Origin of the sequence: Labrys methylaminiphilus subsp. lupini, assembly GCF_051161885.1 — a bacterium.
Taxonomy (GTDB): Bacteria; Pseudomonadota; Alphaproteobacteria; order Rhizobiales; family Labraceae; genus Labrys.
Map to the genome: position 1 here is coordinate 3,489,559 of NZ_JBMDIH010000001.1, position 19,736 is coordinate 3,509,294.

The following is a 19,736-nucleotide window of genomic DNA, read 5'->3' on the forward strand; positions in this document are numbered from 1 at the left end:
GCCGAAGCAAGCTCTACTTAGCCGGCTTAAACCAGCTGTCGAGACCCTTCTGGAGCTTCTCGGCAGCGACTTGCGGCGTGTCGGTGCCGTTGATCACATTGGCGGATTCGACCCAGGTCTCGTTCTCGAGATTGGGCGTGCCGCGCGACAGGATCTTGTAGGTTGAACGGATGGTCGACCTGCACTTGCCGCGCCAGGACACGAATTCCTGCGCCAGGGGATTGTCCAGCTTCACCTCGCTTTTGGCGAGACTGAAGAAACCCGGCAGCGCATTGGCATAGAGCGTGGCGAATTCCGGCGAGGCCATCCAGGCCAGCAGCTTCTTGGCCGCTTCCGGATTCTTGCTCTTGGCGTTCAGGCCGAAACCGATGTCGTTGTGGTCGGAGATGTAGCAGGGATCACCGGCCTTGCGCACGGGCGGCGGGAAGGCGCCCATCTTGAACTGCGCCTGGGCGCCGAAGGGGGAGATCTCCCACGAACCTGCCGGATAGATGGCGGCGCGGCCGAGGGTGAACAGGTTCTGGCTGTCGGGATAAGTCTGCGCCTCGAAGCCGTCGCCCAGATAGGACTTCCACTTGGCCAGCGTGACGAAGGGCTCGACCCAATCGGCATCCGTCAGCTTCTGCGTGCCCTTGATCAGCGCCAGGCGACCGTCCTCACCCTTCCAATAGGTCGGGCCGATGTTCTGGTAGCCCATCGTGGCGGCTTCCCAGAGATCCTTAGTGCCCATCGCCATCGGGATATAGGTTCCGTCGGCCTTGATCTTGTCGAGCGCAGCGAAGAACTCTTCCTCGGTCTGCGGCGGCTTGAGGCCGAGCTTGTCGAAGGCTTCCTTGTTGTAGATGAAGCCGTGGATCACCGAGGCCACGGGCACGCAGAAGGTCGTTTTGGCGTCGTCGGTCTGCCAGGCGGCCTTGGCGGTGTCGGTGAAATTGTCCATACCCTGGAGAGCCGACAGATCCGTCAGATGCCCCTTCTTGTAGAGTTCGAGGGAAGCATCGAAGGGGCGGCAGGCGATCACATCGCCAGCCGAACCGGCATCGAGCTTTGCGTTCAACGCGGCATTGTATTCCGGCGGCGCCGAGGGCGTGAAATTCACCTTGACGCCGGGATTGGCCTTCTCGAAAGCGGGGATCAGTTTTTCCTGCCAGATGGCAAGGTCGTCATTGCGCCAGCTTTCGATCGTCAGCGTGGCGTCCTGCGCCGAAGCAGCCGTCGCCGCGAGAATGGTGGAGCCCAGGAATAGGGCCATCAAAAGTCGCTTCTTCATCCGTCTTCCTCCCTGTACCGGCCACTGCCAGGGCCGGCTCTGGTCGACTTGGGGGTCTCCAGCCCCAGCGGAACGCACGCTTTGCGCTGCCCTTCCGGCCGGCAACTGGCCTGTTGCCCGGAGGCCGATGAACTGCGCGACCGCAGCCGCCGGCTGGTGGCGCCAGCCTAGGCCCGGCACCGCCCCCTCCGATGGCCAGGACAATACCAAATAAATACCACTTGTCCAGAGATCTTATGACACTTTTCTCATCAAATTGCTTTTAATTGCATAATACATTGATTTTGCTTAGTTTAATTTTTTTACTGCAATCGCCACTTGACGAGTGGTAGCTTATTGGTATTGTCTTCTCATAAGGAGAAGACGGCGATGATGGTCCTTGGCGTCGATGGTGGAGGAACAAGCTGCAGGGCTGCGCTCGCAACAGCGCAGAGCCAGATCATCGGTCGCGCCAAGGCTGGGCCGGCGAACATCCGCACGGATCTGGACGGGGCCTGCGAGAACATCATGGCCGCTGTCCACCAAGCCTTCGCCGATGCGGGCCAGGATCCGGCTGGCATCCCCGACACGCCCATCGTGCTCGGCATGGCGGGTGCCAATATCGCCATCTATGCCACCAAGCTGCTCGCCCGCCTGCCCTTCTGCCATTGCCGCATCGAAACCGATGTCCTCATCGCCCTGGAGGGTGCGATCGGGGCGGGAGACGGCGCAATCGGCATCCTGGGCACCGGCAGCCATTATCTGGCCCGACAATCGGGACAGGCGCGCTATCTTGGCGGCTGGGGCCTCGCTGTCGGCGACCAGGGAAGCGGGGCGCGGATCGGACGCGACCTGCTGGAGGAGACACTGCTCGCCCATGACGGTATCGTCCCCCGCTCGCCCCTGGTCGAGGCGGTGCTGGCCGCCCACCACGACGATCCGCAGGAGATCGTCGAGTTCACCAAGACCGCCCAGCCGCGCGACTTCGGCACCTTCGCGCCGATGGTCTTCGACCATCTCGACCGTGGCGACCCGACTGCGGCCAGGATCGTCAATCGGGCCATCGCCGCGGTCGAGGTTTCGCTGGATGCCCTCGGGCTTGCCAATGCGACGCCCCGTTGCTTATTGGGCGGGCTGGCAACGCTGATCGGACCTCGCCTTTCCGCAAAACACCGGGAGCGGCTCGTACCGCCGCTGCAGGACGCCTTGGGCGGCGCAGTATCCATGGCTGCCCGACTATTCGGCCTCGATCGGTCATTGTCGGATGGCAAACAAGGACTGATCCAGCCATGATCGCCAGAGCGTTGAGTCACGCCGAACTCTTGCCCTCCTTCAAGGGACAGGTCCGAGATTTCGGCTCGGAAAGGCAAGCCATGAGTGACGCCATCGACCTCATCTTCCGCTCCCTGGCCGATGCCAAGGGCAGCAATGCGCCGCTCTACCTGCAATTGCGCAAAACAATCGAAGAAGCGGTCCGGGACGGCGTGCTGACGCCCGGCGATGCACTTCCCTCCGAGCGGGACATTGCCGTCAAGGCCGACATCTCGCGTGTCACGGTGCGCAAGGCGCTGCAGAACCTGGTGGAACAGGGGGTGCTGATCCAGCGCCACGGCTCCGGCACCTTCGTGGCGCCCCGGGTCGAACGTGTCGAGCAATCCCTGTCACGCCTGACCTCCTTCACCGAGGATATGGCGCGGCGCGGCAAGCAGGTTCATTCGGTGTGGCTAGAGCGAGGCGTCTACGTCCCCTCGCCGCAGGAGACGATGGTGCTCGGCCTGACGGCCAACGAGATGGTGGCCCGCGTGAACCGCCTGCGCTTTGCCAATGAAACCGCCGTGGCGATCGAGCGCGCTTCCATCGCCGCTTCGCTGCTGCCGAATCCGGAAGAGGTCGGCTCTTCGCTCTATGCCGCCCTCGCCGAGCACGGCAACAAGCCGGTGCGCGCTGTCCAGCGCATCTCGGCCGCCAATCTCGGGCCGGAGGATGCCCAGCTCCTGCGCATTTCTCCAGGTGCCGCCACGCTCAATATCGAGCGCGTCTCATACCTGCCCGGCGGCAAGGTGGTTGAATTCACCCGGTCGATCTACCGGGGCGATACCTATGATTTCGTAGCAGAATTGCGGCTGGCCGAGCCCAGCGAAGGAGAAACATCGTGATGTCCGAAACCCATATGCGCCGCGAGGTGCTGGAAATTCCCCAAGCCGTCGCACGGCTGTTCGAACAATCGGCCGCTGAGATGGAGCGGGCAGGCGCTGCGCTGAAGGACGTCGATCCACATGTCCTGGTCACCGTGGCCCGTGGCTCTTCCGACCATGCCGCCTCCTTCCTCAAATATGCGGTCGAGCTGACCACCGGCGTACCGGTCGCCTCGCTCGGCCCTTCGATCGCCTCGATCTATGAGGCACCGCTCAAGCTCGCCGGCGCCGCCAGCCTGGCGATTTCGCAGTCGGGCAAGAGCCCCGACATCGTCGCCATGGCAGAGGCGGTGCGTCGCAGCGGCGCGGTCGCCATTGCCCTCACCAACACAGCAGGCTCGCCCCTGGCACTTGCGGCCGACCATGCGATCGACATCGCCGCCGGCACCGAGAAGAGCGTTGCCGCCACCAAGACCTTCGTGAATTCCGCCGTGGCCGGGCTCGGCGTCCTCGCTCATTGGGCCAGCGACAAGGCGCTGCTATCAGCCCTCCACGACCTGCCTCGTCATCTCGAGCAGGCCGTCGCCTGCGACTGGACCGCCTTTGCCGATGCCCTGGAAGGCACCTCTTCGGTCTTCATCCTCGGGCGTGGACCGGCCCTGGCGATCGCCAATGAGGTGGCGCTGAAGTTCAAGGAAACCTGCTCAGTGCATGCGGAAGCCTATAGCGGCGCCGAGGTGATGCATGGACCGATGGCGCTGGTGGGACCGGGTTTCCCGGTGCTGGCCCTGGCGGCCCGCGACAAGGCGGAAAGCTCGATCATCGGCGCCGCCGACGCCCTGGCCGCCAAGGGGGCAGCCGCCTTCATCACCGCCGACGGCGCCCACCAGGCCACCCGCTTGCCCTTCGCGGCCACCGGCCACCCATTGACCGATCCGCTGGTGCTGATCGCCTCCTTCTATGCCTTCGTCGAGGCCTTCGCCCGTCGTCGTGGCCTCAATCCCGACGAGCCCCGCAATCTGCGCAAGGTTACGGAGACGGTATGAGCACGCAATCGGCCCTGCTGGCCCCACGCATCTTCGACGGCGAGGGCTGGCATCAGGATGCGGCCGTGATTGTCGATGGCGAGCGCATCGAGGCGATCGTGCCTCGCAGTGCCGTCCCGGCGGGCATCGCGGTCGAGACGGTGGAGGCCGGCTTCATCGCGCCCGGCTTCATCGACCTGCAGGTCAATGGCGGCGGCGGGGTGATGCTGAACGACCGCCGCAACGCCGAGACCATCGGCACGATCTGCGCAGCCCATGCGCAGTTCGGCACGACGGCCCTGCTCGCGACCTTGATCACCGATACGCCCGAAATCACCGCAGAGGCCCTCGAGGCCGGTGCGGAGGCCGCACGACGGAAGGTGCCGGGTTTCCTCGGCTTGCATATCGAGGGGCCGCATCTCGCCGTGTCGCGCAAGGGCGCGCATGACCCGAAACTGATCCGCCCGATGGAGGAGACCGATCTCGCCAGGCTGGTTGCCGCCAGAAGCCGGGTTCCCGTCCTGCTCACGACGGTGGCCACGGAGTCAGTGACGCCGGCCCAGGTCCGTCGCCTCGCGGAGGCCGGCCTGGTCGTCAGCCTCGGCCATTGCGATGCCGAATATGGCGATGTGGTCGCGGCGACGGAGGCCGGCGCTTCCATGGCGACGCATCTGTTCAACGCCATGAGCCAGATCAAGAACCGCGAGCCGGGACTAGCCGGCACCGCGATCGCCCTTGGCGGCCTCTCCGCTGGCCTGGTGGCCGACGGCATCCATGTCGATCCCATCACCATCGACATCGCACTACGGGCCAAGAGAGAGCCCGGCCGGATCTTCCTGGTCACCGACGCCATGGCCACGATCGGTACGGACATGCAGCAGTTCACGCTCAATGGCCGGGTGATCAAGCGTGAGAACGGCCGCCTGACGCTGGATGACGGTACTCTCGCGGGTGCCGACCTCGACATGATTTCGGCCGTGCGTTTCGTGCATGAGACGATCGGTGTCGATCTGGGCGAAGCCCTGCGCATGGCCTCGCTTTACCCGGCCATGGCCGTGAGCATGGATCAGCATTATGGCCGTCTGCGCCAGGGCAGCAGATCGGACATGGTGGTGCTGACCGATGAGCTGGCGATTGCTTCGGTCTGGATCGGAGGGGCGGCCGCTTTCCGATCGAAAACACAGCACTGATATAATAGAGCATCGACCCGCACAAGGGCGCCTTCTGAAGTTATAAATCAGGAAGCGTCCCTATCTTTATTTTACTCTCGGATTTTTTCAATAAACCTATATTATTTGCTATTGTTACCTTTACGGTAGATGGATGCATCTGCTTGTTGTTCGACTCAACAAATTTCTCAGATGATATATTTCGTATCACGCCCATGTCACAGCCCACCGTCATAGGGAAGGCAATTATTGGATTTGGCATTGGATGGTTGAATGAGCGTTCCTTCGGACCCGCTCGAAAGCGGAGACGGCTCGGTCGTCACGCCGCTTCTCACGAAATTTCGCGGCCTGACTTCGCCGGAGCATCGGCAATTTGCCGTAGCCGAATTCGAATTTGCGGATGGGGCCATCATCCGAATTCCAATCGCCAGCGACGCGGTCGCCTCCTTCAATGACGCGCTGGTGGTGTGGATGTCGAAAGGCAATCCGACCGGTGTGGTCGTGCATTAGCCATCTCATCGACAAGCCCGAGGACTTTTCGGTCAAGAAAATGCGTCAAAACAAAAAATTGGAACAAAACGCATCCCTGGTGCCTAGAGCAGAGCGCGTTTAGACGGAAACGCTGTTTTGCTCTAGCTCTCTGATTCGACGCGTCTTTGCGATTCTCGCTGATTCCACCAAATCGCAAAACGCTTTAAGGCTTGCCTTCAGCCATGCAGATGTCGCCTGCCCCATTTGCGTTCGGACAGCTCCGCATTGCAGCGTTCCTGCTTCCTATGCCAGAGATATCCCGACAGGATGACAGCGCCAATGGCCACATCGGCGGCCAGGATCTTGAGCAGGGCCGGCATCCAAAGGGCTGCCAGCAGCGCACTGACATCGATAGCAAGACTGGTCATCGGAACAACTCCCTCGATCGTCCCAAACCGGCCACAAACCTACGCCCCGACCCCGGCATTTTGATGTCGTAAACCATGAGGGCTGGAAAAATACCTCAAAGCCCGCCGAGGAAGCTGGCGAGATTGTCGCCGAGCGCGTCGCAGACATAGCCGCCTTCCTGCACGATCGCCATCGGCAGCCCGAGGCTGGCAATACGGGCGGCAATGCGGGCAAAGCCCTTGGTGGTCACCGTCAACTCCTGGAAGGGATCGCCCTCGAAGGCGTCGAGGCCGAGCGCCACCACCAGTACGCCTGGCGCGAAGGCGGCAATACGCTCCAGAGCCACATCGAGCGCGGCAAGGAAGCCCTCATCCCCCGTCTTGCGCGGCAGAGGCAGATTGAGATTGTAGCCGAGCCCCTCGCCTTCGCCGCGCTCGTCCGCGTGCCCCCAGAAGAAAGGGTAGAAACGGATGGGATCGGCATGAACCGAAACGGTGAAGATGTCGGGGCGGCCATAGAACATGCCCTGGCTGCCGTTGCCGTGGTGCAGGTCGACATCGAGAATGGCGACGCGGTCGTAGCGGCTGCGCAGGGCCTGGGCGGCGATGCCGCTGTTGTTGAAGAAGCAGAAGCCACCGGCAAGATCGGCGAAGGCATGATGTCCCGGCGGACGGCAGAGGGCATAGGCTGCGTGCTCGCCTGCCAGCACCAGGCCGGCCGCATGATAGGCCGTGTGGGCGCTGGCCAGGGCCGCCTCATAGGTTCCGGACGAGATCGGGCAGGCCGTGTCGGCCATATGATAGCCCGCCTGCCCCACGGCGGAAGCGGGATAGGCCCCGTTGCGGCGATCGGGATGGATATTGGGGATCACCTCGGCCGAAGCCCCATCGATCTCGCGCCAGCGCGCATGGATATGGCGCAGGAAGTGGATGTAGTCTGGCTTGTGCACGGCTGCGACGGGCGCCAGCCCCGCATCGTCGGGGGCGACCTGTGTCAGGCCGGCGCCAAGGGCAGCCTGCAGCAGGATGTCACAGCGACGTGGTACTTCCGGATTGGGCCGCTGCGTACCGCTCGATAGGAAGAAGGTCGGATCGTGGCGCCTCTGGGTTTCGCTGAATACGACTTTCATGCCCGATATTCCTCCCTCGGCTGCGACTCGATCCGCCCCTGTTTAGCCGATTTGGCTGTGACCGGCGAAACTGCCGTGCAGATCAACCGATGCGAAAAATAGACAGCATTTCCCCGAGGGCTTCCTTCATGCGTCCGAGTACCGGTTTCCTTGCGCTGCTGGCCCTCGGCTGCGCCATGCTGGTCTTTTTCGAGACGCGAGGACACTATCTGGCACGGCTGATCGACAGCCGGTTTCCCTGCCAGCAGAATCCCGCCAATTCGGCACCCTGCTATGTGATGACGAGTCTCACCGTCATCGTCGCAGCCGCTGCCATCGGGCTGGCGGCCCTGGCCGTGGTGCTGGTGCGGGCCCTGATAGCCCGCCGCTCCTGACGTTCGGTCAATAGGTGGCGCGGCCGCCGGAAATGTCGAACACCGCGCCGGTGGTGAAAGAACATTCCTCGCTGGCGAGCCAGGTGATGATGGCGGCCAACTCTTCCACGGTGCCGAAGCGGCCCATCGGGATCTTCGACAGCATGTAGTCGATATGGGCCTGGCTGACCTGCTGCAGGATCGGCGTGTCGACCGTCGCCGGCGTGATGGCGTTGACGGTGATGCCTTCCTTCGACAATTCCTTGCCCAGCGATTTGGTGAGGCCGATCACCGCCGCCTTGGAAGAGGAATAGGCCGATGCCGTGGGATTGCCTTCCTTGCCGGCGATGGAGGCGACGTTCACGATGCGGCCATAGCCATGCTTCTGCATCAGCGGCGCAACGAAGCGGTTGCAATAGAACAGGCCGTTGACATTGATGTCATAGACCCGCTTCCACTCCTCGATCGGATAATTGACCAGCAACTCGTTCTTGCCGGCCACGCCGGCGGAACAGACCAGGACGTCGATGCGGCCGAGTTGGCTTTCGGCCTGCTGTGCCGCCTTCTCGACGGCGGCAGGATCGGTGATGTCGATAGCGATGCCATGGGCCCGCGGCCCCAGCGCCTGGCGCACCGTCTCGACGCGGGCGGCATCCACATCCCAGATCGAGACCGAGCCACCCTCGGCCACGATGCGCTCGGCCGTCTTGAGGCCAATGCCGGAGGCCCCGCCGGTGATGATGGCGCCGCGGCCCTCGAAGCGAATGATCGTGGTCATGCCGGTCCTTCCCCTGCCTTCCAAATGCCGGCCATCCTGCCGGCGCCTGCGTGTTTCCCGAGGCAATCGGGTGATATCGGATTATTTGTCAGACAACAAGAGAGCGAGGTTTCGAGAATTTGTAAACTTGACTGACAAGTTTCTTACGTCACTATTCCGCGCAACCAAACGCAGGAAGGACGAGGCATGGCATCTCCCCGCATCAAGCAGGTCAGGACCTATCTGGTCCGCAGCGAGGGTGGCGGCGATTATTTCAGCCAGAAACAGGGGCATTGGCTGATCGACACGCTGATCGCCAATCCGATGTCGGGCTATGCCGATTACAAGGCCTCGCGCACCAGCTGGGGGATCAATGTCATGGGCTCGATCGTGGTGGAGATCGAGACAGAAAGTGGCCATGTCGGCCTCGCCACGGGTTTTGGCGGCGAGCCGGCGTGCTGGCTGATCCAGCACCATCTCCGCCGCTTCCTCGATGGCGCCGATCCGCGCGACCTCAATCGCCTCTGGGACCAGATGTTCCGGGCCTCGATGTATTACGGTCGCAAGGGGCTGCCGCTCGCGACCATCTCCGTGGTGGATCTCGCCCTCTGGGACCTGATCGGCAAGCTGCGCGAGGAGCCGGTCTACAAGCTGATCGGCGGGCGCACCAAGGAGGAGATCCGCTTCTATTGCACCGGTCCGCGGCCGGAAGCGGCCCGCCGGCTCGGTTTCTGGGGCGGCAAGGTGCCGCTGCCCCACGGCCCGGCCGACAGCATCGACGGCCTGCGCGCCAATGTCGCCTTCCTCGCGGCGCATCGCGAAGCGGTCGGCCCCGACTACCCTCTGATGGTGGATTGCTACATGGCGCTCGACGTGCCCTATGCGATAGAGCTCGCCACCGCCTGCAGGGACCTCGACATCTATTGGTGGGAGGAGGTGCTGCATCCCGACGATATCGACGGCTATGCCCTGCTCAAGAGAGCTTTGCCGGCAACCAAATGGACCACGGGTGAGCATGAATATTCGCGCTACGGCTTCCGCAAGCTGATCGAGGGCCGTCACATCGACATATTGCAACCCGACGTGATGTGGGTCGGCGGTCTCACCGAATTGCTGCGGATCTCCGCCCATGCGAGCGCCTACGACATTCCGGTGGTGCCGCATGGCAGCGGCCCCTTCAGCTATCACTTCGTGATGTCGCAACCCCATTCGCCCTATTGCGAATATGTCGCCAACAGCGCCGATGGCCAGGATGTGCTGCCGGTGTTCGGCCCCCTCTTCACCAATGAGCCGGTGCCCCGAAACGGGCGTCTCGACGTTTCCGACACGCCCGGTTTCGGCCTCACCCGCAATCCGTCGGCAGTACTGGTGGAAGCCGGGACATAGCGGGGCATGCGCCGTTCTGCTTCAACGCTTGCCCTCGGGCTGCCAATGTGATCACAGTCAGCGATGAGCACCGATAGTCTCGCTGCCGTCGAACCGGCCGACACCGCGACCAATCCGCTACACCAGCAGGTCTACAGGACGCTGCGTGAGCAGTTGATCATCGGCAATTTCCATCCCGGCAAGAGCATGAGCCTGCGCGGCATCAGCGACATGCTGGGCGTGGGCGTAATGCCCTGCCGCGAAGCCATCCGCCGCCTGGCGGCCGAGAACGCCCTGGAAGTCCAGCAGAACAGGCGGGTCTGCGTGCCGCATCTCACCGTGGCCCGTTTCGAGGAGCTGATGAGCGCGCGACTCGCCCTCGAACCCCTCTGCGCCCGGCGCGCTCTGCCTTTTGTAGACGGCGACAGGCTGGAGCGCATGATCGCTCATGACGAAACGATGAACCGGAACTACAAGACCGGCAACGCCGACGTCTACATGCTCGCCAACTATAACTTCCACTTCGAGCTCTATCGTGCCGGCAATTCCGACGTGCTGGTGCCGTTGCTCGAAAGCGTCTGGGTGCAGTTCGGCCCGTTCATGCGCACCATCTATGACGTGGTCGAAGGCGCCGAGATCATCGACAAGCACAAGATGGCGATCGAGGCGATCCGCCGGAACGACGCGGATTCTCTGCGCACCGCCATCGAGGCCGACATTCTCGATGGCATGTACCTGCTGCGGCATACGCTCGGCCTGGGAGCGAACTGAATCAGCCCTTGCGCTCCTGCAGGATGTTGCCGCCATCCACCACCAGCACGGAACCGTTGACGTAGCTCGCGCCGTCGGAGGCCAGAAACGCCACCGCTGCGGCGACCTCGTCAGGCGTTCCCGCCCGACCCGGCGGCGTAGCGCGGGCGGCAACGCGCTCTTCCTCCGTGGAGGAGCCCGTCTCGATCCAGCCCGGAGCGACCGCGTTGACGGTGACGCCGTCCCCCGCCACTTCCAGAGCGAGGGCGTGAGTCAGTCCGACCATGCCCGCCTTCGCCGCCGAATAGGCCGCCTCGCCGGGATTGGAGACATAGGGGCCGGTGACCGAGGCGACATTGACGATGCGCCCATGGCGCTTCGCGATCATGGCGGGCAGGAAGGCCCGGGTTACCAGAAAGGCGGTGTTCAGGCTGACGTCGATGCCGCGATTCCATTCGGCCTCGTCGAGGTCGACGAAGCGCTTCTGCACGGCCGGCTTCAGCATGCTGCCCATGCCGGCATTGTTGACGAGGATGTCGACATCGCCGGCCGCCGACCGCAATCGGCGCACCTCGTCGGGCCGCGTAAGATCGGCGACCGCGGCCCAGGCTTCGATGCCTTCGGCCTCGAGCTCCGCCGCGCGGCGATAGATCCGGTCGGTCGAGGCCGTGATCGCCACCGACAATCCGGCTCGTCCAAAGGCCCTGGCAATGGCGAAGCCGATGCCGTCAGAAGCGCCCGCTCCTGTTACCAGCACGGAGCGCGAGCGGACGAAAGATCCCGAAGCCATTTCACCCTCCCACCTGTTCGAAGCCGGTGAGGACGTTGACGGCGTTGACCCCGAGTGCACCGATGGCGTAGCCACCTTCCATCACGAACAGGGTCGGCAGGCCGAGCGCCGCGATCCGCGCCCCGATCTCAGTGAAATGCTGGGTATCGAGCTTGAACTGCGAGATCGGATCGTCCTTGTAGGTATCGACGCCGAGGGAGACCACCAGGGCCTGCGCATCGAAGGCCTCGATCTTGCGGCAGGCATCCCCTAAGGCTGCGGACCATTCCGGCCATTGCGTGCCTGAAGGCAGGGGATAGTTGAGGTTGAAGCCCTCGCCGGCTCCTTCGCCACGCTCGCGGGCATAGCCAAGATGGAAGGGAAACTCGAAATCGGGATCGCCATGCATGGAAGCGACCAGCACGTCGGCCCTGTCGTAGAAGATCTCCTGCGTGCCGTTGCCGTGATGATAGTCGACGTCGAGCACCGCCACGCGAGAGCGGCCGGCATCACGGAAGCGCTGCACGGCGATGGCGGCATTGTTGAGGTAGCAATAGCCGCCGAAGAAGTCGCGTCCCGCATGATGGCCGGGCGGACGGCACAGCGAGAAGGCCGTGCGCTCGCCGGCGAGCACGGCATCGGCGCCGGCCAGTGCGGTGTCGGCGGCGCGCTTGGCCGCCTGCCAGGTGGTGGCGGTGATCGAACCGGCCATATCGAAGGAATAGTAGGAAAGGCGGGCATCGAGGCCGCTCGGCGCCTTGTCGATGGGAGGCATGGAACGGTGGCGCCAACTATAGGGCCAGACCTCGCCATCGCGGCTGGCCGCCTGCCATTCCTCATACACGCCCTTGAGGAAGTCGACGTAATCGGGCGTGTGGATACGCTTGAGCGACGCGATCTCATAGTCCTGCGGGGTCAGCACCGGCCCGAGGCCCACTTCCTTGACCCGCGCCAGGATGATCTCAGCGCGTTCCGGCTTTTCGAAAGTCTCGACGATCTTGCCGAAGGAAAGCTCCATGCCGCTGTGATGGAGATGGTGGTCGGTGGTGTAGAAGGTCTTCATGCCATAAGCTCGGGTTCAATAGCCTGCGGTAATGCCGAAATCGATTGGGAGGGCGGCGCCGGTGATCGGCGCAGCACCGGGCTGGCAGAGATAATGGATGAGGCCGGCAATCTCTTCGGCCTTGATGAAACGGGCGCTCTCGCCCTGCGGATAGTTGCCGAGCAGGCGGCGCTTATAGGCATCGGGGTCGCCGCCGCCATAGGTCGCGGCCTGGTATTCGATCATTGGCGTGGCGACGTCGCCGGGGCAGATCGCATTGACGCGGATGCCCTGCGGCGCGAGCTCGAGGGCCAGGGCCTTGCTGAGCAGCACCAGCCCGCCTTTGGAGGCGCAATAGACGGCCGCGCCTTTGTTGCCGACCAACCCCGCATCGGAGGCGATGTTGACGATCACGCCGCGAGAAGCGGCGAGATGGGGAATGGCCGCCGAGATCAGGAAGAACGCGCCCTTGAGGTTGACGTCGAGCACACGGTCCCAATCCTCCTCGCCGACCGACGTGGCGGGCCCTTCCAGCCAGACGCCCGCCGCATTGACGAGCACATCGAGACGGTCGGCCTCGGTCGCCTTCGCCACCGCCTCGCGGCAGGCCTGGGCGGAGCGCATGTCGAGCGCCAAGGCGAGCACCTCGGCACCCGCATCCACCACCTTCGCCCGAGCCTCTTCGAGACGCGGGCCGGGAAGATCCGCCAGGACCACGCGCGCGCCATCCTGGGCAAAGCGCAGGGCCGTCGCCAGACCCATTCCACCGGCGCCGCCGGCAATCAGAACGTTCCGCCTGGCCATCTCAGACGATCTCTCCATAAAGCTGCAGCTCCAATGCGGTGATATCGGCGGCAAAACGCCGGTATTCAGCCCGTTTGAGCGCCAGCAGCACGTGATGAAGGCGCTCGCCCAGCGCTTCCTTCAGGAAGGCGGAGCCTGCCGCCGCCTCGATGGCGCTGCGCCAATCGGCCGGCAGGGCATCGTCGGCCGCGCTCGCATAGGCGGAGGCCGGGGCCCCCGGATCGCGCTGGGCGGCAAGGCCGCGGCGAATGCCCGCCAGCACGACGGCGCCGACCAGATAAGGATTGGCATCGACCCCGGCGGCACGCTGCTCCAGGTGCCGGCCTTCCGGCGAGCCCGCGGGAACGCGCACGGCGACGGCCCGGTTGTTGACGCCCCAGCTCGGCGCCGTCGGCGCATAGCTCTGCGCCGCGAAGCGTCGCCACGAATTGAGGTGGGGCGCGAAGACCAGCATGCTCTCCGTCATGGTCTCCAGCAGACCGGTGATGGCGTGATGCAGGGCCGGCGCAAGCTCCCCATTCCGGTCGGCGAAGAGATTGGCACCGTCGCGGCCTGTCAGGCTGGCATGGGCGTGCATGCCCGAACCGGCGCGGCCGGCGAAGGGCTTGGCCATGAAGCAGGCCTTCATGCCGTGGCGCACGGCGAGCGCCCGCAGCAGCCGCTTCAGCATGATGAGATCGTCGGCGGCGCGCAGCGCATCCTCGCGATGGCGCAGGGTCAGTTCGAACTGGCCCGGCGCATATTCGGAGATCAGCGTCTGCACCGGCAAGGCCTGGGCCTCGGCGGCGCGATAGACCGCGTCAACGAAAGGCTCGAGACGGTCGAGCTCGTCGACGCTGTAGACGTGGATGCCATCAAGCCTTTCGCCGGTCAGCGGCATGCGGAGCGGCTGAGGCCGGCCATTCGCCGTTTCGCGGTCGAGCAAATAGAACTCGAGTTCGAAGGCCGCAACGGGCTGCCTGCCCTCGGCCTGCAGCAGAGCCTGCTGGGCGGCCAGGGCATGACGAGGGTCGGCGGCCATCGGCGAGCCGTCGAGCTCGAACAGCGACAGGCGCACCTCGCCGCGCGGCGGCGAGGTCCAGGGCAGCGGCACCAGAGAGCCGGCGATCGGCCAGGCGCGCCTGTCGGCATCGCCATCCGACCAGACCAGGCCGGTTTCCTCGACATCCTCGCCGGTGACGTCGAGGCCGAGAATGGAGCCGGGCAGATGCCGGCCACCACGGAACAGCGGCAGCAATTCCTCGCGCCGGATGATCTTGCCGCGGGCAATGCCGTTGATATCGATCAGCACCAGATCGAAGGCGCCGATCTCGGGGTGATCGGCCAGGAAGGCCTCGGCTTCGGCGATATCGGCCGCCTGGGCCGGCCGCGTCGACAGGGCGTCGGCCATCACGCCGCCTCCCCGGCCTGGCAGAAGCGGGCGAGGATCTCGCCATAGGCGGCAACCAGCGCGCGGGCTTCCGCCTCGGCCAAGGCCGGGCTGACCAGGATCATGTTGTGGAAGGGGGTGAGCAGGAAGCCGCGATTGAGCAGGGAGAGATGCAGGCCCTCCTCGATGACCGAGAAGGCGGCTTCCCGGGCCTCAGCCGCATTGCGCACCGGCTCTGAGCTGAACACCACTTCCAGCCGGGCGCCGACGCGGGTGACATGCCAGGGCAGCCCCTGCGCCCCTATGGCCTTGATGAGGCCCGCTTCGATGATGTCGGTTCGCGCGGCCATGGTGGCATAGGTCTCGGCCGTCATCACCTTTTCGAGGCTGGCCTTGAGGCAGACCAACTGCAGCGCACTGCCGGACAAAGTGGTGCCGATGCCGGAATGGCCGTGGCTGTCGCGCGCGCGCCGCGCGCGGTCGAGGCCCTCGGCCACTGCGGCGCTCATGCCCCACACGCTCACCGGCACGCCGCCACCGATGGGCTTGCCCATCACCATCAGGTCCGGCTCCAGGCCGTGGAGCATCGTGTAGCCACCGAGGCCGGTGGAAATCGTGTGCGTCTCGTCGATCAGCAGCAGCGTGCCATGTTCGCGCGTCAGCCGCCGCAGCGTATCGTGGAAGCCGGGCGCAGGCAGGATCATGCCGCAATTGGTCATCACCGGCTCGGCCAGCACGCAGGCGACCTCGCCCGAAGCCAAAGCCCGACGCAGCGCCTCCTCGTCATTGAAGGGAATGGCGATGGTGGTCTCGCCGAGATCGACCACCTGTCCCAGCAGACTGCGGCGGGAGAAGGTGCGTCCGTTGACGAGATCGACCAGCGTGTCGTCGACGGCGCCGTGATAGCAGCCATCGAAGACCAGGATCTTGCGCCGCCCTGTCACGGCCCGCGCCACACGGATGGCGAAGCGATTGGCATCGCTCGCCGTGGCACCGATCTGCCAATGCGGCAGGCCGAAACGGGCGGCCAGCAGTTCGCCGACGATCTCGGCATCGGCGGATGGCAGCATCGTCGTCAGGCCGCGATGACCGACGGCCCTGAGCACCTCCAGGATCGGCTCGGGCCCATGGCCGAACATGGCGCCGGTATCGCCGAGGCAGAGATCGACCACTGCATTGCCGTCGATGTCGGTGAGGTGCACGCCGCTCGCCTGCTCGATCACCATCGGGAAGGGCATCGGCCAATCGAGCATCCAGTGCATTGGAACATTGTCGAAGAGGCCCTTGCCCTTACGCTCGGCCATAGCCTGCGCCTTGGGACGGCGCTCGGCATAAAGCTGCAGTTCCACCGGCAGCAGGGTCCGCACCCGCGCCTCGATGGCTGCATTGTCGATCGGCGTGCTGGACACGAGAAACCTCCGCTGGATGGATTGGCGCGCCGCTCATCGCCTAGTGATGCCGCGCTTGATTGTGATCACAATCAGCAGAAAAATCGACGATATGTCAACAAATTTTGGGATAATTTTATATACTGTGATCACACTTTAATTGTGAGATCGACATTTCCTCCGCGGACAGCTCGCAGCAAAGCCCGGCCTGGAGGTCGAACGGCCCTCGGGCGCAACCCAGCCGGTCACGCTCTTCGGCGATCTACGACGGAAAGTCGGGGCAGCCGTCTGGCCAGCCCGCCCGCTCAGGCGTGCGGCGGCAGGGACGCGCCGTCCATGCGCGTCTTCAGCCAGTCGCGCGCCCGGTAGTAGCGCAGCGTGAGCTGGGGCCCGAAGCTCATATAGAAGGGCGCCTTGTGCAGAGGCTCGACCTTGAGCGAGAGATCCTGCGCCGGCACGTCCAGCGCCCATTCCGAGAGGATGCCGCCGAGCATGCTGCCGGTGGGTACGCCTCGCCCCGAAAGGCCCGTAAGGGCGACGATGCCGGGCGCCAGGCCGTAGAGACGGGGAATGGTCCTGGCCTGCATGTCGAGCTCGCCGAACCAGAAATATTCCCAGCGGATCTCCTGCTTGATCTGCGGATGCAGCCATTTCAGGCGATCGCTCATCACCTGGTGCGTATAGGCAAGGTCACGCCCGCGTCGCCCCATCGGGAACATCGAGGCGACGATACGGCCCTCGGCATTGTATTTGTAGACATAGATGTCGCCGCGGCCGTCATGCATGGTGGTATTCTCAGGCAGGACGGAGCGGCGCTCCTCCTCGCTGAGCGGCTGTGTCGCCGCCACGAAGACGCGCATGATCTTGAAGCTCTGGTCGAGCTTCGGCCAGCCCTCCACCGTATAGGCGCCGGTGGTGAAGATCACCTTTTCGACCACCACGCTGCCATCAGCGGTGTGGGCCACCCAGCGCGTACCTTCGCGCGTGACGTTGGTCACCTTCGAGCCCGTATGCAGCACGCCGCCTTCCTGCTGCACCGCCCGCGCCAGGCCGCGTGCATAGCCCAGCGGATTGAGATGGCCCGCCTCACCGTGGAACCAGCCGCCGTGGAAACGCGGGCTGCCGGTGATCGCTTCCACTTCCGTCTTGTCGACGAAGCGGGTGCGGGCGCCGACGGCGTTGTACTGCTCGACCTTGCGCTTGATGGCGTCGATGGCACCAGGCCGAGCGGCCGCCTGGACATAGCCGTTCTGCTGCCACTCGCATTGGATCTGGTAGCGTTCGATCATGGCGCTGACACGGGCATTGGCCTGGGTCTGCCGGGCGATCAGCCTTTCGGCCCAAGGCTCGCCGAGCAGCCGGCGCAATTCGGGCAGGCTGAAATGGGTGAAGGTCGGCGTACAGTGCCCGGCATTGCGGCCGGACCCGCCGAAACCGGCCTGCTCGGCCTCCAGCAGCACCACACTGACGCCCTTGCGCACCAATTCGAGCGCGGTGGTGAGGCCGGTATAGCCGGCGCCCACGATGCAGACATCGGCCTGGACACGCCCGGTCAGCGGCATGGTCTGCGGCGCGGGAGCGGCCGTCGCATACCAGAGCGTCGCGTCGAAGGGAGAGAATTTCGACATGGCCACTCCTCAGTTCAGGTCGCTTCGGGCATCGAGGGCATCGCGCAACCCGTCGCCGATGAAGTTGAAGCTGGTGACGGCGAGCGTGATCGCCACGCCCGGCACGATGGCGAGCCAGGGCGCATTGGCCAGATATTGCTGTGCCCCGTTGAGCATGTTGCCCCAGCTCGGCAGCGGTGGCTGGATGCCATAGCCCAGAAAGCTCACATAGGCCTCCAGCAGGATGGCACGGGCCACCGTCAGCGTTGCCGCCACGATGATCGGGCCGATGACGTTGGGCAGCAATTCCCGGAACATGATCCAGCTGTTCGACAGCCCCACCATGCGCGCGGCCAAGACGAAGTCGCGTTCACGCAGCGAGCGCACTTCCGCCTCCACGATGCGCGCCACCTCCATCCAGCTGGTGACGGCGATGATCACCGTGATCATCAGGGGGCTCGGTTTGATGAAGGCCGCCAGCGTCAACAGAAGGAAGATGCTCGGAAAGGACAGGAAGGCATCGACGAAGCGCATCAAAGCGGAACCGGCCCAGCCGCCATAATAGCCGGCGGTGACACCGATGACCGTGCCGAGCGCCGTGCTGAGCAGCATAGCGAAGAAGCCGACTAGCAGCGAGATGCGCCCAGCCATGAACAGGCGGGCGGCGAGGTCACGGCCGAGGGGGTCGGTGCCGAAGATATGGTAGCCGGTGAAGGGCGGCGCGAAACGAGCTCTCAGATCGATGAAGAGCTCGTCATAGGGCAGCAGGCGCGGACCGAGGATGCAGGCCAGCGTCAGGATGACGATCATCGCCACGCCCACCATGGCGAGCCTGTGCCGGCAGAAGCGCTGCACCGCGCGGTTGCGCCACCAGCGCGGCTTCGGAGAGGGCGATGCGGGGGAAAGGGTTGCTGAGGCCATCACTATTCTCCCTAACCGAGCCGAATGCGGGGATCGACGAAGGCGACGAGCAGGTCGGCGATCAGATTGCCGATGAGCACCAGGATCGCCGAGAACATCAAAAGCCCCATGATCACCGGATAGTCGCTGTAGCCCAGGCTATCGAGGAACAGCCGGCCCATGCCGGGCCAGGTGAAGACGGTCTCCGTCACCAGCGCCCCGCTCAGGATGGTGGGCACTTGCAGGCCGGCCAGGGTGATCATCGGCAGGAGGGCATTGCCGATCACATGCTTGACCAGCACGCGGCGTGGCTTCAGCCCCTTGGCCTTGGCGGTACGCACGAAATCCTGGTTGATCACATCGAGCGTCGCCGTGCGCATATAACGGCTCCACACCGCCACATTGACCAGCGCCAGCACGATGCTGGGCATGATGAGGTGGATGGCATAGTCGGCGAAGCTGCCGTCGCCCACCGTGAACATGTTGCCCGCCGGCAGCCATTTCAGCTTGAGCGAGAAGAGGTAGATCGCCACCAGGCCGAACCAGAATGTTGGGATGGAGAGCGCCACCATCGCGCCCACCGTCGCCAGCGTGTCGAACAGCGAATAGCGCCGCGTGGCGCCCATCACGCCGATCCAGGTGCCGAGGATGACGGAGATCAGGGTGGAAAAGCCCATCAGCAGCAGGGTGGCGAAGAGATGCCCGCCTATGATGGCGAGCACCGGCTGGCCGTCGCGGTAGGAGCGGCCCCAATCGCCCTGCACGAGACGCCAGAGCCAGTCGAGATACTGGATGGGCAGAGGGCGATTCAGGCCCATCTGCTCGGCGATGCGATCGAGCGCCTCCTTGGTCATGCCCGGCGTCAGCGTATATTGGGAAAGCGGTCCGCCGGGCGCCAGGGTAAGCACCGCAAAACCAATGACCGAGACCAGCAGCAGCAGGATAAGGCTCTGCCACAGCCGGCCAGCGAGATAGCGCAGCATGGGATCGTCTCCACTCGGCCGGCCTTATGGGCCGGCTGTCAGCAGGGTGGCGGGCCAGGCCAA

The 19,736-nt window shown here is 64.4% G+C and carries 20 protein-coding genes; 8 read left to right on the forward strand and 12 right to left on the reverse strand.

The features are described 5' to 3' along the window. Positions 1-13: 13 nt before the first annotated feature. A complete protein-coding gene (locus tag ACN6KF_RS16500) occupies positions 14-1,270 on the reverse strand; it encodes an ABC transporter substrate-binding protein (protein ID WP_434957878.1) in 1,257 nt (418 codons plus the stop codon). Between the two features lie 369 nt (positions 1,271-1,639). Here ACN6KF_RS16500 and ACN6KF_RS16505 point away from each other — a divergent pair, with 369 nt between their 5' ends. The 5 genes from ACN6KF_RS16505 (at position 1,640) to ACN6KF_RS16525 (ending at position 6,088) form a co-directional block, all read left to right on the forward strand. Continuing rightward, positions 1,640-2,542 carry a glucosamine kinase nucleotide-binding domain-containing protein gene (locus ACN6KF_RS16505; protein WP_434957879.1) on the forward strand — a complete coding sequence of 301 codons (903 nt, stop codon included), beginning with the start codon at positions 1,640-1,642 and terminating at the stop codon, positions 2,540-2,542. Between the two features lie 80 nt (positions 2,543-2,622). Next, positions 2,623-3,405, forward strand: a complete 783-nt coding sequence (locus ACN6KF_RS16510; protein ID WP_434957880.1) for a GntR family transcriptional regulator — start codon at positions 2,623-2,625, stop codon at positions 3,403-3,405. After that, a complete protein-coding gene (locus tag ACN6KF_RS16515; protein ID WP_434957881.1) occupies positions 3,405-4,430 on the forward strand; it encodes an SIS domain-containing protein in 1,026 nt (341 codons plus the stop codon). The genes ACN6KF_RS16510 and ACN6KF_RS16515 overlap by 1 nt, the downstream gene beginning before the upstream one ends. After that, complete coding sequence (gene nagA / locus ACN6KF_RS16520; RefSeq protein WP_434957882.1) at positions 4,427-5,599, forward strand: N-acetylglucosamine-6-phosphate deacetylase; 1,173 nt, start codon at positions 4,427-4,429, stop codon at positions 5,597-5,599. The genes ACN6KF_RS16515 and nagA overlap by 4 nt, the downstream gene beginning before the upstream one ends. A 252-nt stretch (positions 5,600-5,851) precedes the next feature. After that, positions 5,852-6,088 (forward strand): hypothetical protein, encoded by a 237-nt coding sequence (locus tag ACN6KF_RS16525; protein WP_434957883.1) that lies wholly within the window; start codon positions 5,852-5,854, stop codon positions 6,086-6,088. A gap of 197 nt (positions 6,089-6,285) precedes the next feature. Here the strand turns inward: ACN6KF_RS16525 and ACN6KF_RS16530 are convergent, their stop codons facing one another. Together ACN6KF_RS16530 and ACN6KF_RS16535 are read right to left on the reverse strand one after the other, a co-directional pair. Beyond that, positions 6,286-6,477 carry a hypothetical protein gene (locus ACN6KF_RS16530; protein WP_434957884.1) on the reverse strand — a complete coding sequence of 64 codons (192 nt, stop codon included), beginning with the start codon at positions 6,475-6,477 and terminating at the stop codon, positions 6,286-6,288. Positions 6,478-6,572: 95 nt separating this feature from the next. Beyond that, entirely contained in the window at positions 6,573-7,586 is a 1,014-nt protein-coding gene (locus tag ACN6KF_RS16535) for a histone deacetylase family protein (protein WP_434957885.1), read from the reverse strand. A gap of 128 nt (positions 7,587-7,714) precedes the next feature. Between ACN6KF_RS16535 and ACN6KF_RS16540 the strand changes: the two genes are divergently transcribed. Continuing rightward, on the forward strand, positions 7,715-7,960 hold the full coding sequence (locus ACN6KF_RS16540; RefSeq protein ID WP_434957886.1) for a hypothetical protein: 246 nt from the start codon (positions 7,715-7,717) through the stop codon (positions 7,958-7,960). A 7-nt stretch (positions 7,961-7,967) separates the two neighbouring features. Here the strand turns inward: ACN6KF_RS16540 and ACN6KF_RS16545 are convergent, their stop codons facing one another. Next, positions 7,968-8,717, reverse strand: coding sequence for an SDR family NAD(P)-dependent oxidoreductase (locus ACN6KF_RS16545; RefSeq protein WP_434957887.1), 750 nt, complete (start codon positions 8,715-8,717; stop codon positions 7,968-7,970). Positions 8,718-8,903: 186 nt separating this feature from the next. On the opposite strand from ACN6KF_RS16545, the gene rhmD reads away from it, so the two are divergent. Then, entirely contained in the window at positions 8,904-10,082 is a 1,179-nt protein-coding gene (rhmD, locus tag ACN6KF_RS16550; RefSeq protein ID WP_434957888.1) for an L-rhamnonate dehydratase, read from the forward strand. Between the two features lie 63 nt (positions 10,083-10,145). Then, positions 10,146-10,832 carry a GntR family transcriptional regulator gene (locus tag ACN6KF_RS16555; RefSeq protein WP_434957889.1) on the forward strand — a complete coding sequence of 229 codons (687 nt, stop codon included), beginning with the start codon at positions 10,146-10,148 and terminating at the stop codon, positions 10,830-10,832. A 1-nt stretch (position 10,833) separates the two neighbouring features. Here ACN6KF_RS16555 and ACN6KF_RS16560 read toward each other — a convergent pair whose 3' ends face one another. The 8 genes from ACN6KF_RS16560 to ACN6KF_RS16595 all read right to left on the reverse strand — a co-directional run bounded on the left by ACN6KF_RS16560 (position 10,834) and on the right by ACN6KF_RS16595 (position 19,673). Then, complete coding sequence (locus tag ACN6KF_RS16560) at positions 10,834-11,601, reverse strand: SDR family NAD(P)-dependent oxidoreductase (protein ID WP_434957890.1); 768 nt, start codon at positions 11,599-11,601, stop codon at positions 10,834-10,836. Position 11,602: 1 nt separating this feature from the next. Next, a complete protein-coding gene (locus tag ACN6KF_RS16565) occupies positions 11,603-12,643 on the reverse strand; it encodes a histone deacetylase family protein (RefSeq protein WP_434957891.1) in 1,041 nt (346 codons plus the stop codon). 15 nt (positions 12,644-12,658) lie between these two features. Then, positions 12,659-13,426 (reverse strand): SDR family NAD(P)-dependent oxidoreductase, encoded by a 768-nt coding sequence (locus tag ACN6KF_RS16570; RefSeq protein ID WP_434957892.1) that lies wholly within the window; start codon positions 13,424-13,426, stop codon positions 12,659-12,661. 1 nt (position 13,427) lies between these two features. Next, the gene (locus ACN6KF_RS16575; RefSeq protein ID WP_434957893.1) at positions 13,428-14,816 is read right to left on the reverse strand and encodes a glutamine synthetase family protein; all 1,389 of its coding nucleotides are present in this window, start codon (positions 14,814-14,816) and stop codon (positions 13,428-13,430) included. Further along, positions 14,816-16,204: a transaminase gene (locus ACN6KF_RS16580; protein ID WP_434957894.1), complete on the reverse strand. Its 1,389-nt coding sequence runs from the start codon at positions 16,202-16,204 to the stop codon at positions 14,816-14,818. Before ACN6KF_RS16580 ends, ACN6KF_RS16575 begins: the two co-directional genes overlap by 1 nt. Positions 16,205-16,488: 284 nt before the next feature. Next, the gene (locus ACN6KF_RS16585) at positions 16,489-17,811 is read right to left on the reverse strand and encodes an NAD(P)/FAD-dependent oxidoreductase (protein WP_434957895.1); all 1,323 of its coding nucleotides are present in this window, start codon (positions 17,809-17,811) and stop codon (positions 16,489-16,491) included. A gap of 9 nt (positions 17,812-17,820) precedes the next feature. Continuing rightward, entirely contained in the window at positions 17,821-18,711 is an 891-nt protein-coding gene (locus ACN6KF_RS16590) for an ABC transporter permease (protein WP_434957896.1), read from the reverse strand. A gap of 11 nt (positions 18,712-18,722) precedes the next feature. After that, positions 18,723-19,673 (reverse strand): ABC transporter permease, encoded by a 951-nt coding sequence (locus tag ACN6KF_RS16595; protein WP_434957897.1) that lies wholly within the window; start codon positions 19,671-19,673, stop codon positions 18,723-18,725. Positions 19,674-19,736: the final 63 nt, after the last annotated feature.

What these genes read in the sequence shown, in the direction of transcription:
- ACN6KF_RS16500 (WP_434957878.1), bottom strand. Translation starts at nt 1,270, where the DNA reads ATGAAGAAGCGACTTTTGATGGCCCTATTCCTGGGCTCCACCATTCTC.
- ACN6KF_RS16505 (WP_434957879.1), top strand. Translation starts at nt 1,640, where the DNA reads ATGATGGTCCTTGGCGTCGATGGTGGAGGAACAAGCTGCAGGGCTGCG.
- ACN6KF_RS16510 (WP_434957880.1), top strand. Translation starts at nt 2,623, where the DNA reads ATGAGTGACGCCATCGACCTCATCTTCCGCTCCCTGGCCGATGCCAAG.
- ACN6KF_RS16515 (WP_434957881.1), top strand. Translation starts at nt 3,405, where the DNA reads ATGTCCGAAACCCATATGCGCCGCGAGGTGCTGGAAATTCCCCAAGCC.
- nagA (WP_434957882.1), top strand. Translation starts at nt 4,427, where the DNA reads ATGAGCACGCAATCGGCCCTGCTGGCCCCACGCATCTTCGACGGCGAG.
- ACN6KF_RS16525 (WP_434957883.1), top strand. Translation starts at nt 5,852, where the DNA reads ATGAGCGTTCCTTCGGACCCGCTCGAAAGCGGAGACGGCTCGGTCGTC.
- ACN6KF_RS16530 (WP_434957884.1), bottom strand. Translation starts at nt 6,477, where the DNA reads ATGACCAGTCTTGCTATCGATGTCAGTGCGCTGCTGGCAGCCCTTTGG.
- ACN6KF_RS16535 (WP_434957885.1), bottom strand. Translation starts at nt 7,586, where the DNA reads ATGAAAGTCGTATTCAGCGAAACCCAGAGGCGCCACGATCCGACCTTC.
- ACN6KF_RS16540 (WP_434957886.1), top strand. Translation starts at nt 7,715, where the DNA reads ATGCGTCCGAGTACCGGTTTCCTTGCGCTGCTGGCCCTCGGCTGCGCC.
- ACN6KF_RS16545 (WP_434957887.1), bottom strand. Translation starts at nt 8,717, where the DNA reads ATGACCACGATCATTCGCTTCGAGGGCCGCGGCGCCATCATCACCGGC.
- rhmD (WP_434957888.1), top strand. Translation starts at nt 8,904, where the DNA reads ATGGCATCTCCCCGCATCAAGCAGGTCAGGACCTATCTGGTCCGCAGC.
- ACN6KF_RS16555 (WP_434957889.1), top strand. Translation starts at nt 10,146, where the DNA reads ATGAGCACCGATAGTCTCGCTGCCGTCGAACCGGCCGACACCGCGACC.
- ACN6KF_RS16560 (WP_434957890.1), bottom strand. Translation starts at nt 11,601, where the DNA reads ATGGCTTCGGGATCTTTCGTCCGCTCGCGCTCCGTGCTGGTAACAGGA.
- ACN6KF_RS16565 (WP_434957891.1), bottom strand. Translation starts at nt 12,643, where the DNA reads ATGAAGACCTTCTACACCACCGACCACCATCTCCATCACAGCGGCATG.
- ACN6KF_RS16570 (WP_434957892.1), bottom strand. Translation starts at nt 13,426, where the DNA reads ATGGCCAGGCGGAACGTTCTGATTGCCGGCGGCGCCGGTGGAATGGGT.
- ACN6KF_RS16575 (WP_434957893.1), bottom strand. Translation starts at nt 14,816, where the DNA reads ATGGCCGACGCCCTGTCGACGCGGCCGGCCCAGGCGGCCGATATCGCC.
- ACN6KF_RS16585 (WP_434957895.1), bottom strand. Translation starts at nt 17,811, where the DNA reads ATGTCGAAATTCTCTCCCTTCGACGCGACGCTCTGGTATGCGACGGCC.
- ACN6KF_RS16590 (WP_434957896.1), bottom strand. Translation starts at nt 18,711, where the DNA reads ATGGCCTCAGCAACCCTTTCCCCCGCATCGCCCTCTCCGAAGCCGCGC.
- ACN6KF_RS16595 (WP_434957897.1), bottom strand. Translation starts at nt 19,673, where the DNA reads ATGCTGCGCTATCTCGCTGGCCGGCTGTGGCAGAGCCTTATCCTGCTG.